This window comes from Streptomyces sp. YJ-C3 (assembly GCF_053891275.1).
The window spans coordinates 84,639-109,957 of the sequence record NZ_CM132685.1 but is presented as its reverse complement, the minus strand read 5'-3'; the positions used below and the strand labels follow the sequence as shown (position 1 = coordinate 109,957).

The 25,319-nt window shown below is 72.3% G+C and carries 19 protein-coding genes; 11 read left to right on the top strand and 8 right to left on the bottom strand.

Going from position 1 to position 25,319, the window contains the following annotated elements; translation table 11 throughout:
• The first annotated feature begins 196 nt into the window (after positions 1-196).
• Together ACVHNB_RS00500 and metG are read left to right on the top strand one after the other, a co-directional pair.
• On the top strand, positions 197-1,843 hold the full coding sequence (locus ACVHNB_RS00500; protein WP_456227175.1) for a VWA domain-containing protein: 1,647 nt from the start codon (positions 197-199) through the stop codon (positions 1,841-1,843).
• 141 nt (positions 1,844-1,984) lie between these two features.
• Complete coding sequence (gene metG, locus ACVHNB_RS00495; protein WP_428953482.1) at positions 1,985-3,709, top strand: methionine--tRNA ligase; 1,725 nt, start codon at positions 1,985-1,987, stop codon at positions 3,707-3,709.
• Positions 3,710-3,770: 61 nt separating this feature from the next.
• Here metG and ACVHNB_RS00490 read toward each other — a convergent pair whose 3' ends face one another.
• Both ACVHNB_RS00490 and aspS read right to left on the bottom strand, forming a co-directional pair.
• Positions 3,771-4,361, bottom strand: a complete 591-nt coding sequence (locus ACVHNB_RS00490) for a Uma2 family endonuclease (protein ID WP_456227174.1) — start codon at positions 4,359-4,361, stop codon at positions 3,771-3,773.
• Between the two features lie 161 nt (positions 4,362-4,522).
• A complete protein-coding gene (gene aspS / locus ACVHNB_RS00485; protein ID WP_428953484.1) occupies positions 4,523-6,289 on the bottom strand; it encodes an aspartate--tRNA ligase in 1,767 nt (588 codons plus the stop codon).
• Between the two features lie 136 nt (positions 6,290-6,425).
• Between aspS and ACVHNB_RS00480 the strand changes: the two genes are divergently transcribed.
• Positions 6,426-8,600 (top strand): ATP-binding SpoIIE family protein phosphatase, encoded by a 2,175-nt coding sequence (locus ACVHNB_RS00480; RefSeq protein ID WP_456227173.1) that lies wholly within the window; start codon positions 6,426-6,428, stop codon positions 8,598-8,600.
• Here the strand turns inward: ACVHNB_RS00480 and ACVHNB_RS00475 are convergent.
• From ACVHNB_RS00475 to ACVHNB_RS00465, 3 genes are all read right to left on the bottom strand, one after another.
• The gene (locus tag ACVHNB_RS00475) at positions 8,540-9,628 is read right to left on the bottom strand and encodes an AI-2E family transporter (RefSeq protein ID WP_428953486.1); all 1,089 of its coding nucleotides are present in this window, start codon (positions 9,626-9,628) and stop codon (positions 8,540-8,542) included. The two genes, ACVHNB_RS00480 and ACVHNB_RS00475, sit on opposite strands and share 61 nt — an antisense overlap.
• 176 nt (positions 9,629-9,804) lie before the next feature.
• A complete protein-coding gene (locus ACVHNB_RS00470; protein WP_428953487.1) occupies positions 9,805-10,770 on the bottom strand; it encodes a pirin family protein in 966 nt (321 codons plus the stop codon).
• Between the two features lie 128 nt (positions 10,771-10,898).
• A complete protein-coding gene (locus ACVHNB_RS00465; RefSeq protein ID WP_428953488.1) occupies positions 10,899-11,366 on the bottom strand; it encodes an SseB family protein in 468 nt (155 codons plus the stop codon).
• A gap of 160 nt (positions 11,367-11,526) precedes the next feature.
• Between ACVHNB_RS00465 and ACVHNB_RS00460 the strand changes: the two genes are divergently transcribed.
• The 6 genes from ACVHNB_RS00460 (at position 11,527) to ACVHNB_RS00435 (ending at position 19,822) form a co-directional block, all read left to right on the top strand.
• Entirely contained in the window at positions 11,527-12,324 is a 798-nt protein-coding gene (locus tag ACVHNB_RS00460; protein ID WP_456227172.1) for an alpha/beta fold hydrolase, read from the top strand.
• A gap of 198 nt (positions 12,325-12,522) precedes the next feature.
• Positions 12,523-14,361, top strand: a complete 1,839-nt coding sequence (locus ACVHNB_RS00455) for an acyl-CoA dehydrogenase (RefSeq protein WP_428953490.1) — start codon at positions 12,523-12,525, stop codon at positions 14,359-14,361.
• A gap of 225 nt (positions 14,362-14,586) precedes the next feature.
• Positions 14,587-15,894, top strand: coding sequence for a M18 family aminopeptidase (locus ACVHNB_RS00450; protein ID WP_456227171.1), 1,308 nt, complete (start codon positions 14,587-14,589; stop codon positions 15,892-15,894).
• 99 nt (positions 15,895-15,993) lie between these two features.
• Positions 15,994-16,215, top strand: coding sequence for a DUF6458 family protein (locus ACVHNB_RS00445; protein ID WP_428953492.1), 222 nt, complete (start codon positions 15,994-15,996; stop codon positions 16,213-16,215).
• Between the two features lie 110 nt (positions 16,216-16,325).
• Positions 16,326-19,031 (top strand): BTAD domain-containing putative transcriptional regulator, encoded by a 2,706-nt coding sequence (locus ACVHNB_RS00440; RefSeq protein ID WP_456227170.1) that lies wholly within the window; start codon positions 16,326-16,328, stop codon positions 19,029-19,031.
• 95 nt (positions 19,032-19,126) lie between these two features.
• On the top strand, positions 19,127-19,822 hold the full coding sequence (locus ACVHNB_RS00435; RefSeq protein ID WP_428953494.1) for a DUF4232 domain-containing protein: 696 nt from the start codon (positions 19,127-19,129) through the stop codon (positions 19,820-19,822).
• Positions 19,823-19,839: 17 nt separating this feature from the next.
• Here ACVHNB_RS00435 and ACVHNB_RS00430 read toward each other — a convergent pair whose 3' ends face one another.
• Positions 19,840-21,657, bottom strand: coding sequence for an NHL domain-containing thioredoxin family protein (locus tag ACVHNB_RS00430; RefSeq protein WP_456227169.1), 1,818 nt, complete (start codon positions 21,655-21,657; stop codon positions 19,840-19,842).
• 3 nt (positions 21,658-21,660) lie between these two features.
• Positions 21,661-22,050 (bottom strand): cupin domain-containing protein, encoded by a 390-nt coding sequence (locus ACVHNB_RS00425; RefSeq protein WP_456227168.1) that lies wholly within the window; start codon positions 22,048-22,050, stop codon positions 21,661-21,663.
• Positions 22,051-22,101: 51 nt separating this feature from the next.
• Between ACVHNB_RS00425 and ACVHNB_RS00420 the strand changes: the two genes are divergently transcribed.
• Together ACVHNB_RS00420 and ACVHNB_RS00415 are read left to right on the top strand one after the other, a co-directional pair.
• Positions 22,102-23,115 carry a helix-turn-helix domain-containing protein gene (locus ACVHNB_RS00420; RefSeq protein WP_456227167.1) on the top strand — a complete coding sequence of 338 codons (1,014 nt, stop codon included), beginning with the start codon at positions 22,102-22,104 and terminating at the stop codon, positions 23,113-23,115.
• Positions 23,116-23,206: 91 nt separating this feature from the next.
• Complete coding sequence (locus ACVHNB_RS00415; protein ID WP_428953498.1) at positions 23,207-24,091, top strand: YhjD/YihY/BrkB family envelope integrity protein; 885 nt, start codon at positions 23,207-23,209, stop codon at positions 24,089-24,091.
• Here ACVHNB_RS00415 and ACVHNB_RS00410 read toward each other — a convergent pair.
• Positions 24,006-25,307 (bottom strand): hypothetical protein, encoded by a 1,302-nt coding sequence (locus ACVHNB_RS00410; protein ID WP_428953499.1) that lies wholly within the window; start codon positions 25,305-25,307, stop codon positions 24,006-24,008. The two genes, ACVHNB_RS00415 and ACVHNB_RS00410, sit on opposite strands and share 86 nt — an antisense overlap.
• Between the last annotated feature and the right edge of the window lie 12 nt (positions 25,308-25,319).

Here is a 25,319-nt window from a genome sequence, read left to right as displayed (position 1 = left end):
AGGGGGGTGCGGGTGCGTGCGGGGGGACGGCGCGTGAACGGGGAGTGAACCTGTCCGGGGAGGGCGGCAGTTGCGCGCTCGGCCGATCGGACCGACCCTTCCCAAGATCACGGTCCGTGGCGGCTAACCTTACGTGTCCGCCCTGGCCAGGGGTTCCAGGGACTTTGGGGACCAACTCATGCGGAAGGTTGCGCACATGGGCATTCTGGATCTGCTGCGGAACGCGTTCGGGCGGTCCCGGAAGAGGGACACGGAGTCCGCCGCCGTGGCGGAACCGGAGGTCACGCTGCCGGCACCGTCGCCGGAGCCGGCCGCGTCCACGGAGAAGCCGAAGGTGCCCGGACCGTCGACGGGGGCAGCCGACGACCTGGTGTCCGCGGCCTTCGACAACGTCGCGGTACCGAAGCCGGCCCAGCCACTCGGCACGGAACGAGTGGCCCCCGCCCCGGAGAAGACTCCGGCCGAGGTCGAGGCTCCGGTGACGGAGGAGGTTCCGGCCGAGGTCGAGGCTCCGGCGGCGGAGGAGGTTCCGGCCGAGGCGGAGACCCCGACGGCGGAGGTTCCGGCCAAGGTAGAGACTCCGGCCGAGGCGGAGACCCCGGCGGCGGAGGCTCCGGCCAAGGTAGAGACCCCGGCTGAGGTCGATGCCCCGATGGCAAAGGAAGCTCCGGCCGAGGTAGAAACCCCGGTGACGGTCGATGCGCCGACCGACACCGCAGCTCCGGCCAAGGTCGAGGCCCCGGCTGAGGCGGAGACCCCGGCTGAGGCGGAGACCCCGGCGGCGGGGATTCCGGCCGAGGTCGAGACCCCGGCCGAGGTCGAGACCCCGGCGAAGCCCAAGGCTCGGGCGAAGGCGGCCAAGGCCAAGAGCCCGGCGAAGGCGGAAGCCCCGGCTCCGGCGGAGCCCGCCGCGGACGAGGCAGCCCCCGCTGTGGGCAATCGTCCCGCTGGGCGGGACGGGTGGGCACAGCCCCCGGCGCCGGGCACCGAGGACGAGGGCGGCACCCCCGTCGCAGCCAGCACCACCACCCCGAGCACCGAGGACAGGGCCGCCGACGACAGCGCCGGCGAAACCACAACCCCGGGCACCGAGGACAAGGGCGCCGACAAGACCCCCGCCACGACCCCCCGCACCGAAGACAGCCCCACCGGCGAAGAACCGGCCAAACCCGCGGCGCGCCCCGCTCACACCGCCGCCAAGGTGAAGACCCGCGCCCCGGGCCTCACCGCCGCGTACAAGGCCGCCGGGACCGCCCTGAAGAAGCAGGGGCTCACCGGGGCCCGCGCCACGGTGTACCTCGTGGTCGACCGCTCCGGGTCCATGCGCCCGTACTTCAAGGACGGCTCGGTGAGCGCCCTGGCCGAGCAGACCCTCGCCCTCGCCGCCCACCTCGACGAGCGCGGGACCCCGACCGTCCACACGGTGTTCTTCTCGACCGACATCGACGCCACCGGCGACCTCGCCCTGGACGCGTACGAGAACAAGGTCGACGAGTGGCACGCGGCGGCCGGCCGGATGGGCCGCACCAGCTACCACCGCGCCATCGAGGAGGTCGTGGCGCAGCACGAGAAGAGCGACGACCCGGCCGCCCCGGCGCTGGTCGTCTTCCAGACGGACGGCCCGCCGGACGTCCAGCGCCCGGCGAACGAGGCGCTGGCCGCGGCCGCGCACCTGCCCCTGTTCTTCCAGTTCGTCGCGTTCGGCGAGCACGACGCCAAGGGCTTCGACTACCTGCGCAAGCTGAAGGCGGACAACGCCGCCTTCTTCCACGCGGGCCCGGCCCCGCGCGAGCTGACCGACGCCGAGCTGTACGACGGCGTACTGGCGGCCTGGCGCCCGTAACCGGCGTCCCGTCCCATCCCGGCCGTCCGCGCAGTAAACACCGCGCGGGCGGCCACCCCATGTCGGATACGATTTCTAGATTCCGCGGACGAAATTCGTCACTCCGCGCAACGCCTCGTCTCGACTTGGGAGCAGCCCCCGATGGCTCGACACCTCATCACCAGCGCCCTTCCGTACATCAACGGGATCAAGCACCTGGGCAACATGGTGGGGTCCATGCTCCCGGCCGACGTCTACGCCCGCTACCTGCGCCAGCGCGGCCACGACGTGCTGTACATCTGCGCCACGGACGAGCACGGCACCCCGGCCGAGCTGGCCGCGAAGGAGCAGGGCCTCCCGGTCGCCGAGTTCTGCGCGCAGGCGCACGACGCGCAGAAGGCGGTCTACGACGGCTTCCAGCTGGCCTTCGACCACTTCGGCCGCAGCTCGTCGGAGCAGAACGCGGAGCTGACCCAGCACTTCGCCCGCAAGCTGAACGAGAACGGGTTCATCGAGGAGCGGGCCATCCGCCAGGTGTACTCGCCCGCCGACGGCCGCTTCCTGCCGGACCGCTACGTCGAGGGCACCTGCCCGCACTGCGGCTACGACAAGGCCCGCGGCGACCAGTGCGAGAACTGCACCCGTGTCCTGGACCCGACCGACCTGATCGACCCGCGCTCCGCGATCTCCGGCTCCACGGAGCTGGAGATCCGCGAGACCAAGCACCTCTTCCTGCTCCAGTCGAAGCTCCAGGGCGAGGTCGAGACCTGGATCGACGAGGTCGCCGACGAGTGGCCGCAGCTGTCCTCGTCCATCGCCCGCAAGTGGCTGACCGAGGGCCTGAACGACCGGGCGATCACCCGCGACCTGGACTGGGGCGTCCCGGTCCCGGCCGACACCTGGCCGGAGCTGGCCGCCGAGGGCAAGGTCTTCTACGTCTGGTTCGACGCCCCGATCGAGTACATCGGGTCGACGAAGGAGTGGGCCGACCAGGACCCGGCGAACCGCGACTGGAAGTCGTGGTGGTACGAGCCCGAGGGCGCCGCCGACGTCCGGTACACGGAGTTCATGGCGAAGGACAACGTGCCGTTCCACTCCGTCATGTTCCCGGCGACGGAGATGGGCGTCCGTGAGCCGTGGAAGAAGGTCGACTATCTCAAGGCCTTCAACTGGCTGACGTACTACGGCGGCAAGTTCTCCACGTCGCAGAAGCGCGGTGTCTTCACCGACCAGGCGCTCGCGATCCTGCCGGCCGACTACTGGCGCTACTTCCTCATCGCCAACGCCCCGGAGTCGGACGACTCGTCGTTCACGTGGGAGCACTTCACGGCGACGGTGAACAAGGACCTGGCCGACACCCTCGGCAACTTCGTGAACCGCGTCCTGTCCTTCTCCCGCAAGCGCTTCGGCGACGACGTCCCGGCGGGCGGCGAGCCCGGCGAGGCGGAGGCGAACCTGGGCGCCGAGATCTCCCGCCTCCTCGCCGAGTACGAGGAGCAGATGGAGGCCCTCCAGTTCCGCAAGGCCGCGGCCGCGCTGCGCGCCCTGTGGTCCGCGGGCAACTCCTACCTGGAGGAGAAGGCCCCCTGGCTGGAGATCAAGACGGACAAGGACGGCGCCGCGCTGACCCTGCGAACGGCGATGAACCTGATCCACCTCTACTCGGTGGTCTCCGAGCCGTTCATCCCGGCGTCCGCCGCCGCCATGCGCGCCGCGTTCACCCTCACGGACGACACCGCGACGTGGGTGACGGCCGACGAGGCGAAGTCCCTGACGAAGGTCCCCGCGGGCACCGCGTTCACCGTCCCCCCGGTCCTCTTCGCCAAGATCACCGACGAGGACCTGGAGTCCTACAAGGAGCGCTTCGGCGGCGAGCCGGCCTCCTGACGCCCTGACGTGGAAGGCCCCGGAACCGATCGCGGTTCCGGGGCCTTCCACGTGCCGTCGCTCAGCTCGCCCAGTCCTTCAGCGGCGCCGTATCGAGCTCGATGCCGACCGGATCGGGCAGGGTGACCGACTTACCGAACGGCACCGTCACCACCTGCTCGTAGCGGACTCCGTCGGGCTGGGAGTGCACCTTCACCTCGCCGGTTTCCCGGTCGATCAGCAGGTAGACCGGGATGCCGGTCTCGGCATAGGCACGAGGCTTCTCGACACGGTCGCGCTGATTGGTGTCACGGTCGTTGGACGTGACCTCGACGACCATGACGACCCCGTCCGCGCTGGCCCACTCGCCCTGGCCCGCGAAGGTGCCGCTCGGAGCGAGAGTGCCGTCGGGCCGGGCATTGCCCTTCCGATACGTCTCCACTCGCAGCCCCCGTTCCGGGTAGAGCCAGCGCCCCGGGTCGGCCTGCATGCACAGCCGTGTCAGCCACTCGATGATCGTGTCGTGATCGCCGTCCGGCACGGCCTTGGCCCCCAGCTTTCCGTCGATGAACTCCAGGCGCAGTGACTCATTCGTCCGTATGGCATCGCGCGCCAGCTGCTCGAACTCGTCCTGGTCAAGGACCACGGCGGACCGCTCCTCTACGAGACTCATGACGGCCTCCCCACCTACGTCATCGCGGATCAGGTGCTGTCTTCACATTAAGTGCCCCCTCCGACAATGACAGGTCGATCACGGAAAGTGACCCCGCACAGCCGCCGGTACGGCGAAGGGCCCGGAACCACGAGCGGTTCCGGGCCCTTCCAGGTGCAGGGTTACTTCTTCTCCACCGGCTTGCGCAGCTGGATGTTGAGCTCGCGCAGGCGCGACTCGTCCAGCTCGGTGGGCGCGCCCATCATCAGGTCCTGCGCGTTGCCGTTCAGCGGGAAGCCGATGGTCTCCCGGATGTTCGGCTCGTCGGCGAGGAGCATGACGATACGGTCGACGCCCGGGGCGATCCCGCCGTGCGGCGGGGCGCCGAAGCGGAACGCGCGGAGCATGCCCGCGAACTCGTGCTCGACGGTGTCGCGGTCGTAGCCGGCGATCTCGAAGGCCTTGAGCATGATGTCGGGCTCGTGGTTCCGGATCGCGCCGGAGGACAGCTCGATGCCGTTGCAGACGATGTCGTACTGCCAGGCCAGGATGTCCAGCGGGTCCTTCTCCTCCAGGTCCTGCATACCGCCCTGCGGCATGGAGAACGGGTTGTGGGAGAAGTCGATCTTGCCGGTCTCCTCGTCCTTCTCGTACATCGGGAAGTCGACGATCCAGCAGAAGCGGAAGACGCCCTCTTCGAAGTGCCCGGCGCGCTTGGCGGCCTCGACACGGACGGCGCCCATGATCTTGGAGACCTCGTCGAACTCGCCGGCGCCGAAGAACACGGCGTGCCCGGCCTTCAGGCCGAGGCGCTCGGTGAGGACCTTGACGTTCTCCTCGGTGAGGAACTTGGCGATCGGGCCCGCGAACGTGCCGTCCTCGCCGACGCGGATCCAGGCCAGGCCCTTCGCGCCCTGCTCGACCGCGTAGTCGCCCAGGCCGTCGAAGAACTTGCGGGACTGCGACGCGGTGTCCGGCACCGGCAGCGCACGCACGTGCTTGCCGGCGAACGCCTTGAACTCCGAGCCCTCGAACACGTCGGTGATGTCGACGAGCTCCAGCTGGGCGCGCAGGTCCGGCTTGTCGTTGCCGTACTTGAGCATCGACTCGCGGAACGGGATGCGCGGGAACGGGCTGGTGACCTCGCGGCCGCCGCCGAACTCCGTGAACAGCTCCGTCATGAGCTTCTCGATCGGCTGGAAGACGTCTTCCTGCTCGACGAAGCTCATCTCGACGTCGAGCTGGTAGAACTCGCCCGGCGAACGGTCCGCGCGCGCGTCCTCGTCGCGGAAGCACGGCGCGATCTGGAAGTAGCGGTCGAAGCCGGAGATCATCAGCAGCTGCTTGAACTGCTGCGGGGCCTGCGGCAGCGCGTAGAACTTGCCCGGGTTCAGGCGGGACGGGACGACGAAGTCACGGGCGCCCTCGGGGGAGGTCGCGGTGAGGATCGGCGTCGCCATCTCGTTGAAGCCGAGGGCGACCATCTTCGAGCGGATCGAGGCGATCACGGCGCTGCGCAGCATGATGTTCTTGTGCATGCGCTCGCGGCGCAGGTCCAGGAAGCGGTACTCCAGGCGGCGCTCCTCGCCGACCCCGTCGTCCTGGTTGATCTGGAACGGCAGCTGCTGGGCGGCGCCGAGCACCTCGACCTCGGCGGCCTCGATCTCGATCTCGCCGGTGGGCAGCTCCGGGTTGACGTTGTCCGCGCCGCGGGAGACGACCTTGCCGTCGACGCGGACGACCGTCTCCTTCGTCAGCTTGTCGAGGACCTCGGCGGCCTTGGTACCGGGACGGGCGACGAGCTGCGTGATGCCGTAGTGGTCGCGCAGATCGATGAAGAGGATGCCGCCCAGGTCTCGGCGATTGTGCAGCCAGCCGCTCAGCCGGACGTCGGTGTCGACGTCAGAGGCGCGGAGCTCGCCGCAGGTGTGGGACCTGTACCGATGCATCGTCGTTCATCCAGCCTTTGCGTTCGGGGTTCCCGGGGAGACAACCCGGATCTCCCCAAGGGTACCGGCCGCCTCAAGATCGCTTTCCGAACAGTCGAGGTGGCCGTCCACGATCACCTCTTCTTAGAGTGGGGCCATGCGCACTGGTGAGCCCCTCCCTCCGGTGGAGGACGTCCTCGCCGCTCTCGCGACCGGACTGTGGCGGTGGGACAACCGGGCGGGCCTCGTCACCTTCGACACCGAGGCCGCCCGGCTCCTCGGGCTGTCCGTGCCGCCCGGGGAGCAGCTGACGCTGACGGAGTCCGGGGTCAGGGCCCGTTTCCACCCGGTCGACTGGAACGAGATAGACGGCATCGTGCAGCTCGCCGTCGCGGAGGGCACCCTCGCCGAGGCCCGGCTGCGGATCATGGACGAGCAGGGCCGGGTCATCCGTACGGTGCGCAGCCGCTCCAAGCCGGTGGTCCACGGTGACTCCCCGGACTCGTTCGAGCTGATCGGCACGCTCCAGGAGGTCAGCGAGCCGTCGCCGGGCGCCGCCTCCCGCTCGCCGGTCACCGGCGACTGGCGGCGCTCGCGCGAGGCGTTCCTGCTGGACGCGGGCCGGGCGCTGGCGGAGGCCGGTTCGACGGAGGAGGTGCTGCGGGTCGCGGCGGGCCTGTCGATGCCTGGGTTCTCGCCGGAGGGCCTCGCGGTGTTCGGCGTCGCGGGCGACCGGCTCAACGTCATCGGCCACCACGGCCAGCAGGCGGGCGCCGAGGGCCCCTTCACGGACATGGACCTGGCCACGGACTATCCGGCGGCCGAGGTCGTACGCAACGGGCGCGCGGTCTATCTGTCGTCACCGGACGAGTACCGCACCCGCTATCCGGCGGCCTGGCCGCTGGCGGCCCGGTTCAAGCGCCAGTCGTGGGCGTTCCTGCCGCTCATCGTCGCGGGCCGCACGATCGGCGCGTGGATGGCGGGCTTCGCCTACCCGGTGTCCTTCACGCCCGACGAGCGCTCGGTCCTGACGACGGTGGCGCGGATGCTGGCGCAGGCGCTGTCGCGGGCCGTGGTCACCGAGTCCGAGCGGGAGCTGACGGACGGCCTGCAGCAGTCGATGCTGCCGAATCTCGGCCCCGAGATCCCCGGCATGAGCATCGCGGCCCGCTATGTGCCGACCGGCGGCGGCCTCCAGGTCGGCGGCGACTGGTACGACATGATCCCGCTGCCCAACGGCCACATCGCCCTGGTCATCGGCGACGTCCAGGGCCACGACGTGCGCGCGGCGGGCCTGATGGGGCAGCTCCGTATCGCCCTGCGCGCCTACGCGTCGGAGGGGCACCGTCCCGACGCCGTCCTGTCCCGCGCCTCGCGCTTCCTGCACGGCATCGGCGACACCGTCCACGGGGGGACCGGCGGGGCCGAAGGAAGCACGGACGATCCGCGCTTCGCGACCTGCCTGTACGTGGAGGCCGACCCGGCGACCGGGGTGCTGGAGATCGCCCGCGCCGGGCATCCCGACCCGGCGATACGCATGGCCGACGGCACGGTCATGACCCGGCCCACGGCCGGCGGGCTGCCGCTCGGTGTCGACCCGGACGCCGACTACCCCACGACCCGGCTCGTCCTGGAGCCCGGCGAGACACTGCTGCTGTGCACGGACGGTCTGATCGAGACGGGCGGGCACGATCTCGACACCGGCTGGTCGCGGGTGCGCACGACGCTGGAGTCGGACGCCGCGAAGGAGCTGGAGGAGCTGGCCGACGCCCTCGTCCAGACGGTGCACGGCCCCTCCTCGCACTACACCACCGGCCCGCTGGCCGACCGCCGCGAGGACGACATAGCGCTGCTGCTGCTGCGGCGCACGACGCTGTCGACCGGACCCACCACCGCCCGCCGCACGGCGATGACGATCGCCCAGGCCGAGCCGGAGCGGATCGCGGCCGCCCGTCAGCAGCTGCGGGAGCTGCTGCACGACTGGGCGGACGAGGACCAGGTCGACTCGGCGGTGCTGCTCATCTCGGAGATGGTCACGAACGTCCTGGTGCACACCGACGGCGACGCCCTGATGGTCGCCGAGGTCGCCAGCGGCGGCGAGGGACCGCGCCGGATGCGGGTCGAGGTGGCGGACGCCTCGGACGATCTGCCGCACAGGCGCCGGCCCGGTGAACTCGCCTCGTCCGGGCGGGGTCTGGTGCTGATGGAGCTGCTCGCCGAGCGGTGGGGCGTCGATCCTCAGGGCGAGGGCAAGAGCATCTGGTTCGAGTTCTACGAGCCGTCGGCCGAGCCCGACGCCGTTTCACGTGAAACGGCGGACCCGGCCCCGTAGCGGCCGCGCAGTTCGTTGATGATGCCGAACGCGGCGGCCGTCAGCGGCACCGCGAGCAGCATGCCGAGGATCCCGGCGACGGAGGCTCCCGCCGTGATGGCGAGCAGCACCACCGCCGGGTGCATCTGCACGGTGCGCGACTGGATCATCGGCTGGAGCACGTGCCCTTCGAGCACCTGCACCGCGAGGACCACGCCCAGTGCCCAGACGGCGATGATGAACCCCCGGTCGGCGAGGGCGACGAGCACGGCGACCGCGCCGGAGATGAAGGCCCCGAGGTAGGGGATGTAGGCGCCGACGAAGACGAGCGCGGCGAGTCCCACCGCGCCGGGCACCCGCAGGATGAGCAGTCCGACGCCGATGCAGGTCGCGTCGATGAGGGCGATCAGGGTGGTGCCGCGCATGAAGCCGGAGATCGCGGCGAAGGCCCGGCGCGCGATGGCCTCCAGGGTCTCGCCCGCGGGGCCGGGAGCCGCCTGCCGCAGGGCCTGGCGGAAGCGTCCGGCGTCCCGCAGGAAGAAGAAGCACAGCAGCAGCGCGAGGACCGCCATGGCGACGATCTCACCGGCCACGCTGAGCCCGCTGATCACGCCGGACGCCGCGTCGCCGCCGTACTTCTTGAGCAGTTCCTGGGCGTTGTCGGCGAGGTGGTCGAGGTCGAGCGCGCCGGTGCCGAACCGTTCGGAGAGGTCCTTGGCGGCCTGTTTCAGGGAGGCCAGGATCTGGTCGCCGGTGTCGATCAGGGCCGCGACGACGATGTACCCGGCGCCGCCGACGACGATCAGGATCAGCGCGCAGGTCAGGCCCGACGCGAGCGACTGCTGCACCTTGGCGCGGCGCAGGGCGAGGTAGACGGGGCGCAGCAGCGCGGTGCCGAGCAGGGCGAGCAGCACCGGGACCACGGCGGTCTTGAGCTCGGTGCACAGCCAGATGCCGACCGCGGCGACACCGGTGACGAGCAGCGCCACCGCGCACCAGGCACCGATGCGGCGGGCGGGTTCGGGAAGGAGCTGCTGACGGGTCTGCACCCGCCCAGCCGATCATGGCCGGGCCGCCCCCACCCGCCGGACCGGTCCGGCCGGGTGACGAGGCGTCATGCAAAGGAGGGGCGGCCGGACGGACGAGGGGCCGCATACAGGTGACGGCCCGCCGGGTGCAGAGTCGGCGGGCCGTCACGTTCGGGGAGCGCTGTGCTCACGTGGGCTTACGTGTGCGGCAGACGCTCGGCGGAGGGGATGACGCCCAGGCGGCCGGCCTGGAAGTCGTCGAAGGCCTGCTGGAGTTCGGCCTTGGTGTTCATCACGAACGGGCCGTAGTGCGCCATGGGCTCACGGATCGGCTGACCGCCCAGGATGACCACTTCGAGGTCCGGGGTGTTCGAGTCCTGCGACTCGTCGGCCCGCACCGTCAGGGACGAGCCCGCGCCGAAGACCGCGGTCTGGCCCATGTGGACCGGACGCCGGTCGGCGCCCACGGTGCCGCGGCCGGCGAGCACGTACACGAGACCGTTGTAGTCCTCGCGCCAGGGCAGGGTCGCCTCGGCGCCGGGGCGGACGGTGGCGTGCACCATCGTGATCGGCGTGTGCGTGATGCCGGGGCCCTCGTGGCCGTCGAACTCACCGGCGATGACGCGGAGCAGCGCGCCGCCGTCCTCGGTGGTGAGCAGCTTGACCTGGCCGCCGCGGATGTCCTGGTAGCGCGGGTCCTGCATCTTGTCCTTCGCCGGCAGGTTCACCCACAGCTGCAGGCCGTGGAAGAGGCCGCCGGACATGACGAGCGACTCCGGCGGCGCCTCGATGTGCAGCAGGCCGGAACCCGCCGTCATCCACTGGGTGTCGCCGTTGGTGATGGTGCCGCCACCGCCGTGCGAGTCCTGGTGGATGAAGGTGCCGTCGATGATGTACGTCACGGTCTCGAAGCCGCGGTGCGGGTGCCAGGGCGTGCCCTTGGGCTCTCCGGGGGCGTACTCCACCTCGCCCATCTGGTCCATCATGATGAACGGGTCGAGGTACTTGTAGTTGATCCCGGCGAACGCGCGGCGTACCGGGAAGCCCTCCCCTTCGAATCCGCTGGGCGCGGTCGTCACGGCCAGCACCGGGCGGGCCACGGCGTCCGCCGGCGCGGCCACACGGGGCAGGGTCAGCGGGTTCTCGACGGTCACAGCGGGCATTTTGGGGACCTCCTTGGCGTCCTCGTGCCTCGACTTTAGTTGAACGTAGAACTTTCTGCCACCTGGAACGACGAACGCCCGGAGGGAATTCCCTCCGGGCGTCCTTCGCACCGTCGTCGATCGGGGTGTCAGCCGTACATGCGGCGCATCGCGAAGTCGACCATCTGCTCGACCGCCTTCGCGTCGAAGACCATCCGGTGCTCGCCCTCCATGTCGAGGACGAAGCCGTACCCGGTGGGCAGCAGGTCGATCACCTCGGCGCCGGTGATCACGAAGTACTTGGACTCCTTGCCCGCGTACCGGCGCAGTTCCTTGAGCGTGGTGAACATGGGGATCACCGGCTGCTGGGTGTTGTGCAGGGCGAGGAAGCCCGGGTTGTCGCCGCGCGGGCAGTAGACCTTCGACGACGCGAAGATCTGCTGGAAGTCCTCGGCGGACATCGAGCCGGTGGTGAACGCGCGGACCGCGTCGGGGAGCGAGGGCGGCGACGGCTCCGGGTACAGCGGCGGCGCCTGCTGCCCGTACCCGCCCTGCTGCGGCGGCGCGTACTGCTGCCCGGCAGCGGCCCCTCCGGCGTGCTGCTCGTATCCGTACATGGGCGCAAGAGTACCGAGGGCCGGGGCGGCGGCGGGCCCGGATTATTTCTGTAATGGACAGTAGAGAAATGAGGGCGGGGGCTGCTACGGTCTTTCTGTAGTCATCGATACATAAATGGGGTGCGAGGGTTTCGCGCGCTCCAGGGGGGGGAGGACGGCCATGTCAGGCGAGGCGATCGACGCAGCGGCCCCGCACGCGCGCACGGTGCGGGGGTCGGGCCCCGGCCTGCTCGTGGCGCACGGCGCGGGCGGCTCGGTGGAGGCGAACTACGGCCCGGTCCTGGAGATGCTGAGCGCCGCGCACACGGTGGTCGGCGTCGACTACCCGGGCACGGGCGCGACGCCGCGCTCCGCGTCCCCGCTCCGGCTGGACGACCTGGCCGACCAGCTGGTGGCCGCGGCCGACGCCGAGGGCCTCGACCGCTTCGCCGTGTCCGGGTACTCGCTGGGCGGAGCGGTGGCGGTGCGCGTCGCGGCCCGGCATCCCGAGCGGGTGACCGCCCTGCTGCTCACCGCCGCCTTCGCCCGGCCCGACCACGACCTGCGGCTCGGCGCCGAGCTGTGGCACGCCCTCGCCGTGTCCGGCGCCCCGGAACCGCTGGCCCGCTTCGTGGTGCCGCGCGCCCTGAGCGAGGAGGCGCTGCGCTCCCTGGACGACGGACAGCTGGCGGCCCTCCTGAAGGAGGTGGGCACGTCGGTCCCGCCCGGCACCGCGGACCACGTGGACCTGGTCACCCGGGTGGACGTACGCGCCGACCTGGCCCGGATCACGGCCCCGACCCTGGTGATCACGACGACGGGCGACCGCCTGGTGCCCCCGGCCCTGCACCGGGAGCTGGCCTCGTCGATCCCCGGCTCCCGGCTGGCGGAGATCGCCACGGGGCACCTCCCGTTCGCCGAACGGCCGCAGGAATGGGGGAAGTTGCTGACGGGGTTCTTGCGCGATGCAGGGGCGTGAGAGGAGCCTCGGGCAGAGCGGCGAGGGCGGTGCGGGGGTGCCTTCGTCACACTTGGCCCACTGGGGGTTGATTCTTATTACCGACGGGTAGCATCCTGTTAGCTACTAGTTGGTACGCGTACGAGGACGATCCCGGAGCCCGACACGAAAGGGCCCCCGCAGCGGGTCTACCTCCCAAGCCTTTACGGAGCCGTCGCCATGGGGCACTACAAGTCGAATCTCCGCGACATCGAGTTCAACCTCTTCGAGGTGCTCGACCGCGACAAGCTGTACGGCACGGGCCCGTTCGGGGACATGGATGTCGACACCGCCAAGAGCATCCTCGAAGAGGTCGCCCGCCTCTCCGAGAACGATCTGGCCGAGTCCTTCGCCGACGCCGACCGCAACCCGCCGGTCTTCGACCCGGAGACCAACACGGCGCCGGTCCCGGAGTCCTTCAAGAAGTCCTACAAGGCCTTCATGGACGCCGAGTACTGGCGCCTGGGCCTGCCCGAGGAGATCGGCGGCACCACCGCGCCGCGCTCCCTGATCTGGGCCCACGCCGAGCTGATCCTGGGCGCCAACCCGGCGGTCTGGATGTACTCCTCGGGCCCGGCCTTCGCCGGCATCCTCTTCGAGGAGGGCAACGAGCAGCAGAAGAAGGCCGCCGAGATCGCCGTCGAGAAGCAGTGGGGCTCGACGATGGTGCTGACCGAGCCGGACGCCGGTTCGGACGTGGGCGCCGGCCGCACCAAGGCCGTCCAGCAGGACGACGGCTCGTGGCACATCGAGGGCGTGAAGCGGTTCATCACGTCCGGTGAGCACGACATGTCGGAGAACATCCTCCACTACGTGCTGGCCCGCCCCGAGGGCCACGGCCCCGGCACCAAGGGCCTCTCGCTCTTCCTCGTGCCGAAGTTCGAGTTCGACTGGGAGACCGGCGAGCTGGGCGAGCGCAACGGCGTGTACGCGACCAACGTCGAGCACAAGATGGGCCTCAAGGCGTCCAACACCTGCGAGATGACGTTCGGCGACCAGCACCCCGCCAAGGGCTGGCTGATCGGCGACAAGCACGACGGCATCCGCCAGATGTTCCGCATCATCGAGTTCGCCCGCATGATGGTCGGCACGAAGGCGATCTCCACGCTGTCCACCGGGTACCTGAACGCGCTGGAGTACGCCAAGGAGCGCGTCCAGGGTCCCGACCTGGCCAAGTTCATGGACAAGACGGCGCCCAAGGTCACCATCACGCACCACCCGGACGTACGCCGCTCGCTGCTCACGCAGAAGGCGTACGCGGAGGGCATGCGCACCCTGGTGCTCTACACCGCCTCCGTGCAGGACGCGATCCAGGTCAAGGAGGCCGCGGGCGAGGACGCCTCGGCCGAGCACGCGCTGAACGACCTGCTGCTCCCGATCGTGAAGGGCTACGGCTCGGAGAAGGGCTACGAGCAGCTGGCGCAGTCGCTGCAGACCTTCGGCGGCTCCGGCTTCCTGCAGGAGTACCCGATCGAGCAGTACATCCGCGACTCCAAGATCGACACGCTCTACGAGGGCACCACGGCGATCCAGGGCCAGGACTTCTTCTTCCGGAAGATCGTCCGCAACCAGGGCGCCGCGCTGAACGGTCTGGCCGAGGAGATCAAGAAGTTCCTCGCGGTCGAGACCGGCGGCGAGGAGCTGGGCGCGGCCCGCGACGCCCTCGCCAAGGCGGCCGTCGAGCTGGAGGCCATCGTCGGCGTCATGCTGACGGACCTGGCCGCCACGGAGCAGGACGTCAAGGCCATCTACAAGGTGGGCCTGAACACCACGCGCCTGCTCATGGCGTCCGGTGACGTGGTCGTCGGCTACCTGCTCCTCAAGGGCGCTGCCGTCGCCGCGGAGAAGCTCGCCGCGGGTGCGGCCGGCAAGGACGTGGCGTTCTACCAGGGCAAGATCGCGGCGGCGAAGTTCTTCGCGGCGAATGTCCTGCCGGGTGTCATCGGTGCGCGCAAGCTCGCCCAGGCCACGAGCGAGTCGGGGCTGGACGTGATGGAGCTGGACGAGGCGGCGTTCTAGGCTCCGCCGAGCCGGATCGTGCCCGAGGCCCGTCGTCCCCGCTCGGGGGCGACGGGCCTCTTTGCGCGTGCGCGTCCGCCGGGTGACTGCTTCGTCGGCGGCCGCGCCCCGGCGGGGCTTCTCGCCCCCACCGGCCGGCACCCGCCGACGAGACGGGAGACGGCGGACGATCAGGCGCCGGGCCGCCGCAGGCAGGCCCCTTGGAAGCCGCACTACTCTGGCCGCATGCGCACTCCCTCCGGCCCCTTCGATCGTGGGCACACCGACGACCTGATGACCTTCCTGGCGGCGAGCCCCACGCCGTACCACGCCGTGGCGACCGTGGCGGCGCGGCTCGAGGAGGCGGGGTTCAAGCAGGTCGCGGAGACCGACGCCTGGGACGGCACCAGCGGGGGGAAGTTCGTGACGCGCGGCGGCGCCGTCATCGCCTGGTACGTGCCGCGCGGAGCGCACCCGCACACCCCGTTCCGCATCGTCGGCGCGCACACCGACTCCCCGAACCTGCGCGTGAAGCCGCAGCCCGACATGGGCAGCAACGGCTGGCGCCAGATCGCCGTGGAGATCTACGGCGGCCCGCTGCTCAACTCCTGGCTCGACCGGGACCTGGGCCTGGCCGGACGGATCTCGCTGCGCGACGGCAGCGACCGGCTCATCGACATCGACCGGCCCCTGCTGCGCGTGCCGCAGCTCGCCATCCACCTGGACCGCTCCGTCACCGCGGACGGCCTGAAGCTGGACAAGCAGCGGCACATGCAGCCGATCTGGGGCCTGGGCGGCGATGTGCACGAGGGCGACCTGCTGGCCTTCGTCGAGGACGAGTACGGCCTCGAGCGCCGCTCGATCACCGGCTGGGACCTGATGACGTACTCCGTCGAGCCGCCGGCCTACCTGGGCCGTGACAAGGAGCTCGTGGCCGGCCCGCGGATGGACAACCTGCTGTCCGTGCACGCCTGCACGGCCGCGCTCGCCGAGGTCAGCAGACGCGACGAGGAGGGAGGCCTCCCGTACATCCCGGTGCTCGCCGCCTTCGACCACGAGGAGAACGGGTCGCAGTCCGACACCGGCGCGGACGGGCCGCTGCTCGGGAGCGTCCTGGAGCGTTCGGTGTTCGCGCGCGGCGGCTCGTACGAGGACCGGGCCCGGGCCTTCGCCGGGACCGTGTGCCTGTCCTCGGACACCGGGCACGCCGTGCACCCGAACTACTCCGAGCGCCACGACCCCACGCACCACCCGCGGGCCAACGGCGGCCCGATCCTCAAGGTCAACGTCAACAACCGCTACGCGACGGACGGCGCGGGCCGGGCCGTGTTCGCGGCGGCGTGCGAGAAGGCGGGCGTGCCGTTCCAGTCGTTCGTGTCGAACAACGCGATGCCCTGCGGGACGACCATCGGCCCGATCACCGCGGCCCGGCACGGCATCAAGACCGTCGACATCGGCGCGGCGATCCTGTCCATGCACAGCGCCCGTGAACTGTGCGGCGCGGACGACCCGTTCCTGCTGGCGAACGCGCTCACCGCGTTCCTGGAGGGCTGAATCCCGGGCCCTGCCCCTGTGTGACGTCGAGAGCCCCGGGTACCCGGGGCTCTCGTACTCGTACTCGCGCGTCACACAACTGATGGGGAGGCAGACCTCATGAGCTTGGGAGGTTGCATCATCCTGGTCGCCGTCGGGGCGATCCTCACCTTCGCGACCGACTGGCACATGAAGGGGGTCAACCTCGACGTCGTCGGCTGGATCCTGATGATCGTCGGGCTGATCGGTGTCTTCGCGTTCCGCAGCATCGGGCGGCGCAGGCGCATGGTCGTGCCGCCGAACCAGACGACCGTGGTCGACGAGCGGGACCGTCGCCTGTAGGTCCGCCGGTCGGGCCAGGAGCCACGGCCCCTGGCCCGTACTTGCCGGTAGCTCCCTCCACGTACCCTGAGCGCATCGCGTTCTCGGGGCATATGGGGGGGAGCACTGTCGTGGAGTTCCGGCTGCTCGGCGCGGTCGCCGTGGCCACGGAGAGCGGGGAGCTCCCCCTCGGTCCCGCCAAGCGGCGCAGCCTCCTCGCGGCGCTGCTGCTGCGGCCCAACACGGCGGTGCCCCTGGACCAGCTGATCGACGCGCTGTGGCCGGAAGGCCCGCCGGCCCGGGCCAGGACCGTGGCGCAGGGCCATGTGTCGCGGCTGCGGGCGCTGCTCGCGCAGGGCGGCGCCGACGAGTGGGGCGTCCGGCTCGTGACCCGCGGCGACGCGTACGTCCTGGAGATGCCCGAGTCGCTGCTCGACGCGCACCGCTTCGAGGAACTCGTCCGGCTCGCCCGCGACCAGCGCACCCCCGACGACGCGGCGGCCCTGCTGCGGGAGGCGCTCGCGCTGTGGCACGGGCCCGCGCTCGTCGGCGTCGCCACGGGCGGTCCGCTGCGGGTCGCGGCGGACGGCCTGGAGGAGGCGCGGATCTCGGCGGTCGAACAACTGGCCCGCACCTACGGGGAGTTCGGCGACCACGCGCGGGCCGCGTCGCTGCTGCACGCGGAGGCCGTCGCCCATCCCATGCGGGAGTCGCTGGCCGCGGCCCTGATGCGGGCCCTGTACCGCGCGGGCCGCCAGTCCGACGCCATCGACCAGTACCACCGCACCCGCACGCTCCTCGCCGACGAGCTGGGCGTCGACCCCGGGGCCGCACTGCGCGCCGCGTACGCGGAGATCCTCGCCGGGGACGGCGCCCCGCCGCCCGCGCCCGCGCCGGACCCCACGCCCCCGCAGGCGGCCGGCCCCGACCTGCTGCCGCGGCCGCCGCGCGGGTTCGTCGGACGCGACATGGAGCTGGCCGCGATCGACGAAGCCGCCCACCGCGAGCACGCCGTCGTCGTCATCACCGGGCCCGCCGGCGTCGGCAAGACCGCGGCGGCCCTGCACTGGGCGCACACCGCGCGCGAGCACTACGACGGAGTCCTCTTCGCCGATCTGCGCGGCTTCGGCGACGACCCCGCCGACACCGGCCCCGAGACCGCCGACGTGCTCCGCGAGTTCCTGATCGCGCTCGGCGTCCCGGGCCGCGAACTGCCCGACACACAAGGCGCGTTGGCCGCCGCGTACCGGACCCGGACGGAACACCGCCGCCCCCTCGTCGTCCTCGACAACGCCCGCACCGCCGCCCAGGTCCGCCCGCTGCTCCCGGCCGGCCCCGGCAGCGTCGCCCTGGTCACCTCACGGCTGCGCCTGGACGGTCTCGCGGTCAGCGAACTCGCCCGGACCGTCGAGGTCGGCGTCCTCGACGGCCCCGCGTCGGCCGCGCTGCTCGCCGCCACCGGCGCCGAGGACCGGCTCGCCGCCGAACCGGCCGCCGCGGCCCGGCTCGCCGAGCTCTGCGCGGGCCTCCCGCTGGCGCTGCGCGTCGTGGCCGCCCGCATCAACGCCCGGCCGGACCGGCCACTGAGCGACCTCGCCGGCGAACTGGCCGACGAACAGCGCCGGCTGGCGCTCCTCGACATCGACGACACCGGAGTCGCCGCCGCGCTCCGGCTCACCCTGCGCGCCCTGCCCGCCGACGCCCGACAGCTCTTCGGCCGGCTCGGCACCCTCCCCGGCCCCGACCTCGACCGGTACGCGGCCGCCGCCCTCACCGCGACACCGCCCGCCGACGCCGCCACGGCCCTGGACCGCCTCGCGGCCGCCCACCTCGTCACCGAGCGGACACCCGGCCGGTACGGGATGCACGACCTGGTCCGCCTGTACGCGCGCGGCCCCGCCCGCGGTGACACCGGACCCGAACCGGCCGAACCCGCCGACGAGCCCCTCGTCCGCCTCCTCGACCACTACGTCCGCACCGCGCTGCGCGCCGCCGCCGTCGCCGAACCCGACGACCGGCCCTGCTGCGCACCGCCGCCGGACGCCCGCCCCGACCTGGGCGGACCACCACTGCCCGACCGGGCGAGCGCGCTCGGCTGGTTCGCGGCGCAGCGCGAGAACCTCGCGGCCGCCGCCGGCGCCGCCCTCGCCGCGGGCCTCGACGACCGGGCCTGGCGGCTCGTCGTGCTGCAGTGGCCGTCCATCGTCGGATACGTACGCGACGACTGGCTGCCGCTGCTCGCCCAGGGCCTGGCCGCGGCCGTACGGCTCGGCGACCCGGACGCGGAGGCGCGGGTGCGCGCCCTGTACGGCTGGGTCCTCACCGAGGAGGGGCGGCTCGCGCAGGCCATGGACCATCTGGAGCGCGCCCCGGCGCTCGCCGCCCGCGCGGGCGACCCGTCCAGCGAGGCCACCGCCCTGGTCAACCTCGCCGCCGCCCTGGACCGGGCCGGGGCGCCGGGCCCCGAGGCCCTCGCCCATCTGACCCGCGCCGCCGAACTGGCCCGCGCCGCCGGCGACGTACTGACCGAACTGCTCGCCCTGGAACACCGGGCCCGTCGGCTGCTCGCCCTCGACGACCACCCGGCCGTGCTCGTCTGCACGGAACGGGGGCTGTCGCTGCCCGGCGCCGCCACGGAAGGTCTCGCCCCGCTGCGCCAGATCCTGCTGCGGGTCTCGCGCGGCGCCGCACTGCTCGCCCTCGGCCGCGCCGAGGAGGCCCGCGGCTGTCTGCGCCGGGCCCACGAGGACGCGCTGCGGCGAGGTTACGAGGAGGGCGCGCGGCAGGCGAAAGCGCAGCTGGAGCGGGCCGACAGCCAAACGGCGACGGCGCGCTAACGCGAGGGCGACCGGACGGCGACCGCGGCGGGCACCGTAGGACTCACAGCGGCCCGCCGGACCTGGCGGGCGCACCGAACCGGGGGAGCACCACCATGACCCGCACCATCACCCGCACGACCGTCCTCGCCACCGCCGCCGTCGTCCTCGGCCTGACGATGACCGCCTGCTCCGGCGGCGACGCCACGGGGACCAAGGACGAGGGCGCCGCGGCGACCACGAACACGAGCGCCGGCGCGGACACCGGCTCGGCCGCCGAGAAGTCCACGGGTACGCAGCAGGCGGGCGGCGCGTCCAAGGCGGACGCCGCCAAGAGCAGTTCCACCGGCAAGGGCGCCGCGGGCGGGACCGCCGCGAAGGCGGCGCCGGAGTGCGCGGTGACCTCGCTCGCCTACACGCTCAAGCGCAAGAACCCGGAGCAGCAGGGCGACCACCTGCTGATCACCGCGGTCAACACCTCCGGCGGCGCCTGCACCGTGCAGAAGTTCCCGGTCGTCACCCCGGGCGACGCCAACGGTGACGTCCCCGTGGCCAAGGACGACGTACGGCCCGCGCAGCCCCTGCTCGTCCCGGCCGGCGGCACGGTCTACTCCGCGCTCCCCGTCTACCAGGAGACCAAGGCCGAGGACGACTACTTCACGTCGGTCCGGCTGTCCCTGGTGCGGAACGACGCCGACGCCTCCGGCGCCTTCGTCACGCTGAAGACGCCCGGCGAGGTCGAGTACGCGGGCAAGCGCGCCGACGGCATCGAGGTGCTCTCCTGGAACACCCGGATGCCGTACGCGAACTGACGCGCCCTCGGGCCCGGTCAGCCGTCCAGGCCGGCCAGCACCAGCGGCAGCCGGTCCGCCCCGCCCTCGGCGACCCGGACCGGGACACCCCAGTCCTGCTGGTGCACATGGCACGCCGGGTACTCGTTGGCCGGGTCGTCGTCGCACGAGGCCGCCATCGCGGAGACGTGCAGGACGCCCTCGGTGACATCCGGGTTCAGGACCAGCTCACGGGCCAGGTCGGTGCCCGCGCCGTCACCGGCCGCGAGCAGCTCGGGCGGCGTCGCGGAGACCAGCAGCCGGGTCGAGGGGCCGTAGCGGGTGTCGAGCTTCTGCCCGGCCGGCGCCTGGAAGATGACGTCCAACTGCAGCTTGCCGCCCGCCACTTCGGTGGCGGCGCGCTGCGTGCGGTGGGCGACGGACTCGACGCGCACGGCCTCCTCGGGCAGCCGCAGCCGCGTCAGCCGGTGCCGGGCGGACTCGACGACGACGATGTCACCGGAGCCGCCTGCCAGCACGGCGTCGCTCGGCTCCCGCAGATCGGTGGCGAGGGTGGTCACCTGGCCGGTCGCCGGGTCGAAGCGGCGCAGCGCGTGGTTGTACGTGTCCGAGACCGCGACCGAGCCGTCCGGCAGGGCCGTGACACCCAACGGGTGCTGGAACAGCGCCTGTCCGGCGTCGCCGTCCCGGTGCCCGAAGTCGAACAGGCCGGTGCCGACGGCCGTGTGGACGTGCCCGTCCAGGTCGACGTACCGCAGCGCGCTGGTCTCCGAGTCGGCGACCCACAGCCGGTCCTCGGTGGCGGCGAGCCCGGAGGGCTGCGCGAACCAGGCCTCGGCGCCGGGCCCGTCGACCAGGCCCTCGTTGGTCGTCCCGGCCGCGACCTCGACGGTCCCCGCCTCGGGGTCGTACGTCCACAGCTGGTGCACACCGGCCATCGCGATCCACACCTTGCCGCCGAAGACGGCCACGTCCCACGGCGACGACAGGTCGATCTCCAGGGCCGGTCCGCTGGTCGGCGTGCCCTGCCACCACTGCCGGCCGGTGCCCGCGAGCGTGGTGACCGCGCCGCTCGCCAGGTCCACGGCGCGCAGCGCGTGGTTCACGGTGTCGGCGACGACGACGGTGCGCTCGTCGAGCAGCGCGAGGCCCTGCGGCTCGTTGAAGGAGTCCGGGCCGAAGCCGCGCTCCCCGTCACCGATCCGCCGCACGACGCTCTCCCCGTCGGCCGCCAGCTCCACGAGCTGATGCCGGGTGGTGTCGCTGACCAGGAAGTTCCCGGACGGCAGCAGCAGCGCCTTGCCGGGGAACCGCAGATCGGTGGCGACCGGCTCGGGCGCGACGTAGGGACCCTCGCCGCGATGCAGCGTGCCCTTCGCCTCGTGCTCGGCCTCCAGCTCCTCGACCAGCTTCGCGATCGCGTGCGCGTGGCCCTCACCGGCGTGCTGCGCGACGACGTACCCCTCGGGGTCGATCACGACGAGCGTCGGCCAGGCCCGCACCGCGTACTGCTTCCACGTCGCGAGCTCGGGGTCGTCGAGCACCGGGTGCTCCACCCCGTACCGCTCGACGGCATCGACGACCGCCGCGTGCTCGGCCTCGTGCACGAACTTCGGCGAGTGCACCCCGATGATCACGACGGTGTCCCGGTGCTGCTCCTCCAGCTCGCGCAGCTCGTCGAGGACGTGCAGGCAATTGATGCAGCAAAAGGTCCAGAAGTCGAGGATGACGATGCGTCCTCGCAGGTCGGCGAGGGTGTACTCCTTGCCGCCTGTGTTCAGCCAGCCGCCCTTCCCGACCAGTTCGGGGGCGCGGACACGGGCACGGCGGGCTGGGGCGGGCGCGGAGTCGTTCATGATTCAAGGGTGCCACGCGTGCCCGGTCGTCGAGTCCACGTGGTCCGGTACGGGGTCGTGGGCGTCGCCCGTCGTGGGCGTGCCGGCCGGTTCCAGGAGGAGGATCGCGGTGCCGGGGGCCGCGGACGGCTTGTGCCAGGTGCCGCGGGGGACCGTGAGGACGGAGCCTGGGGGCAGGACCACGTCGCGTTCGCCGTCCTTCTCGCGCAGGGCGATCGTCAGCTCGCCGGTGACGACGAGGAAGAACTCGTCGGTGTCCTCGTGGACGTGCCACACGTGCTCGCCCTCCGCCTTGGCGAGGCGGACGTCGTAGTCGTTGACGGTGGTGACGATGCGGGGGCTCCACACGGCGTCGAAGGTGGCCAGGGCCTCGGTGAGCGCGACGGGTTCCATGCCGTCATCCTCGGGGCGCCCGCCGCGCCGTACGAGTGCTAGGAATCGCGTATGCCGCAAGGATCCTCGCAAGCGCAGCAGCCGGTGCACCGCGTCGTCGTCCTCATCGACGAGGGCGTGAACCCCTTCGAGGTGGGGGTCGCCACCGAGGTGTTCGGGCTGCCGCGGCCCGAGCTGGGCCGGGCCGCGCCGCTGTACGAGCTGACGCTGTGCGCCCCGGTGCCAGAGATCCGGATGAACCACGGCTTCTTCACGCTGGGCACGGCCGCGGGGCTCGACGCGGCCGACAGCGCCGACACCCTGATCGTGCCGGGGCGCCCGGACAACGTCGTGCCGCGGGCCGAACCCGTGCTCGCCGCGATCCGGCGGAGCCATGCGCGCGGGGCGCGGATCGCCGGCTTCTGCACCGGGGCGTTCGCGCTCGCCGAGGCCGGGCTGCTGGACGGGCGGCGCGCCACCACGCACTGGCGCTGGGCGGAGGAGTTCCGGGCGGTGCACCCGCAGGTGCTGCTGGAACCGGACGTGCTGTTCGTGGACGAGGGCGATGTACTGACCGCGGCGGGCAGCGCCGCCGCCCTCGATCTGAGCCTGCATCTGGTCCGCCGGGACCACGGCGCCGAGGTCGCGGGCTCCGTCGCGCGGCGTCTGGTCTTCGCGGCCCATCGCGACGGCGGGCAGAGGCAGTTCGTGGAGCGGCCCGTGCCGGTCGTGCCGGACGCCTCGCTGGCGCCGCTCCTGGCCTGGGCGCAGGAGCGCCTCGACGAGCCGATCGCGGTGTCCGATCTGGCCGCCCGCGCCGCCGTCAGCCCGGCCACGCTGCACCGCCGCTTCCGCGCCGAGCTGGGCACGACGCCGCTGGCGTGGCTGCTGGGCGAGCGGATCGCGCTGGCCTGCCGGCTCATCGAGCGCGGTGAGGCCCGGCTCGACGTGGTGGCGGAGCTCAGCGGTCTGGGCAGCGGGGCGAATCTGCGGGCGCACCTGAAGCGGGCGACGGGGCTGAGCCCTTCGGCGTACCGCGCGAGGTTCGGGGCCCGCGCGGCCGAGCCGCCGGTGATTACGCCGTAAAGCGTGCCGTGCCGCGCCGGTCTCCCCGTACGGGCCACCGCACCGCCCGGTCGCCGCCGGGCGGGGCGGCGGATGCGCTTGGGTTGCCGCCATGAGCGAGACCAGCACTCTGGCCCGGGCGACGCGCTGGGCCACCGACCGGGCCCGGGCCGTGCAGGAGCACATGCCGTTCGTCCCGCGGATGACCCGGCAGATCGTCGCCGTGAACCTGCTCGACTCGGCGACGCGGCTCGCCGCCCAGACGTTCCTGACGGCGCTGCCGGTGGTGTTCGTCGCGGCCGCGTTCGCCCCCTCCGCCGTGCGCGACCAGATCCTGTCCTCGCTGCGCGGCACGCTCGGCCTGGACGGCGCGTCCCTGGACCAGGTCAGACAGGTGTACGCGGCCGGGGACGCGGCCACCCGCAACGCCACCGGCGTCGTCGGCGTCCTGGTCCTGCTGGTCTCGGCGACGGCGTGCAGCCGCGCGTTGCAGCGGATGTGCGAGCGGGCCTGGCATCTGCCGCCCGCCCAGTTCTCGCTGGTCGCCTGGCGCTGGCTCGCCTGGCTCGCCGGGTGGCTGGTGGCGCTGGTCGCCCAGGGGCTGCTGCGCGACGGGTTCGGCACCGGCCTGTGGCTGGGGCTGCCGTTGTGGCTGCTCACCTGCACGGCGCTGTGGTGGTGGACCCAGCACCTGCTGCTCGGCGGGCGGGTGCGGTGGCTGCCGCTGCTGCCGGGCGCGCTGCTCACCGCTGTCGGCGTGGTCGGTCTGAGCGTGGCGTCCCGGGTCTACATCCCGCGCACGCTGGACCGGTCGCTGGCCCAGTTCGGGCCGCTGGGAATGGTGTTCACCGCGCTGTCGTGGCTGATCGTGCTCTTCACGGTCGTGTGTGCGGGGATCGCCGCCGGGTACGTCATCGCGCACGAGCGGCCGGTGGCCCGTCGGCTGCGGACTCCGGCGCCGGATCCGGCAGCGCCGGGGCGTCCAGGAACTCGATGACGGCGAGCGCGCACACCGCGCACACCGCGATCCAGGCGACGACGGCGCCCGTCGGGTAGTCCCAGGCGAGCAGCACGGCCGCGGCGACCGCGGCGACCGTCCAGTTCAGCCACGTACGCATCCGGTGCACCCAGGGGCCGACGGGCCCGAAGGTGCCCGCTCCGGTGGCCTCGCGCACCGAGCCGATGCCCCCGGTCCACGCGCCGCGCACCGCGCTCGCCCAGCGGCCGGGGCCGCCGGTCCAGGCCGCGAGGGCGACGACCACGCCGAGGACGGCGACGACGCGTACGCCGGTGCGCAGGAAGCGGACGAGGGCGTCGTAGACGGAGCCGGCCGCGGCGCGGTCGACGGCCGGGGGCAGTGCGTCGAGGTAGAAGGCGCGGCCGAGCCACAGCGCGAGGCCGAGCACCAGCGCTCCGGCGGCGACCGCGAGGGCCGCGGTGACCAGGGCGCGGCGCCGGCGGGTGGCGAGCAGTACCCCGCCGACGACGAGCAGCACGACGAGCAGCGGCAGCACCCAGGACAGCAGCTGGAGCAGGCGCAGGCCCTTCTTCGCCTTGGCGAGGGCGCCCGTGGACTGCATGAGCGTGATGTCGGTGTGCACTTCGGGGATCTTCGCGGCGACGGTGAGTCCGTCGTCGACGAGCGCCTCTTTGACCTTGTCGACGACCGGCGCGAGGTCGAGGGTGACCATGCCGTCCTCGACCTTGACGGTGCCGCCGCCGTCGCCGGTGAGCGCCTTGTCGACGGCCGCGTGCGCGGTCCGGTTGGCCTGTTTCCAGACGGTGGCGAAGGCGGGGCTCGTCACGAACCGCTGGGCGGCGGCGTGCACGAACGAGGTGAGGCCGCTGTTGATGGGGCCGCTGGCCGCGCCGAGCGCCTTCTCCAGGCGGGGCCGGTCGTCGGGGGCGACGCCGGTCAGCAGGTCCTGGACGTCGATGCGGTCCATGACCGCGGTGGTGACCCGGTTCGCGACGGCGTCCTGCACGTCCGGGTCGGAGGCGAGCGGCGCCATCGTGGCGACGTACCGGTCGGTGTCCCTGACCTGTGCGTCCGCCCATACGGCGACGGCGCTCAGCGGGGTGAGGAGCGCGGCGAGCACGATGAGGACGACGGCGAACGTGCTGCGGGTGCGGTGCCGTGGCGGCCGCGCGGCGGCCGCCTCCAGTTCGCCCACCCGGGCGCGCAGTGCGGCCAGTTCGTCGTCCCTGGTCATGCCCCTAGGAGA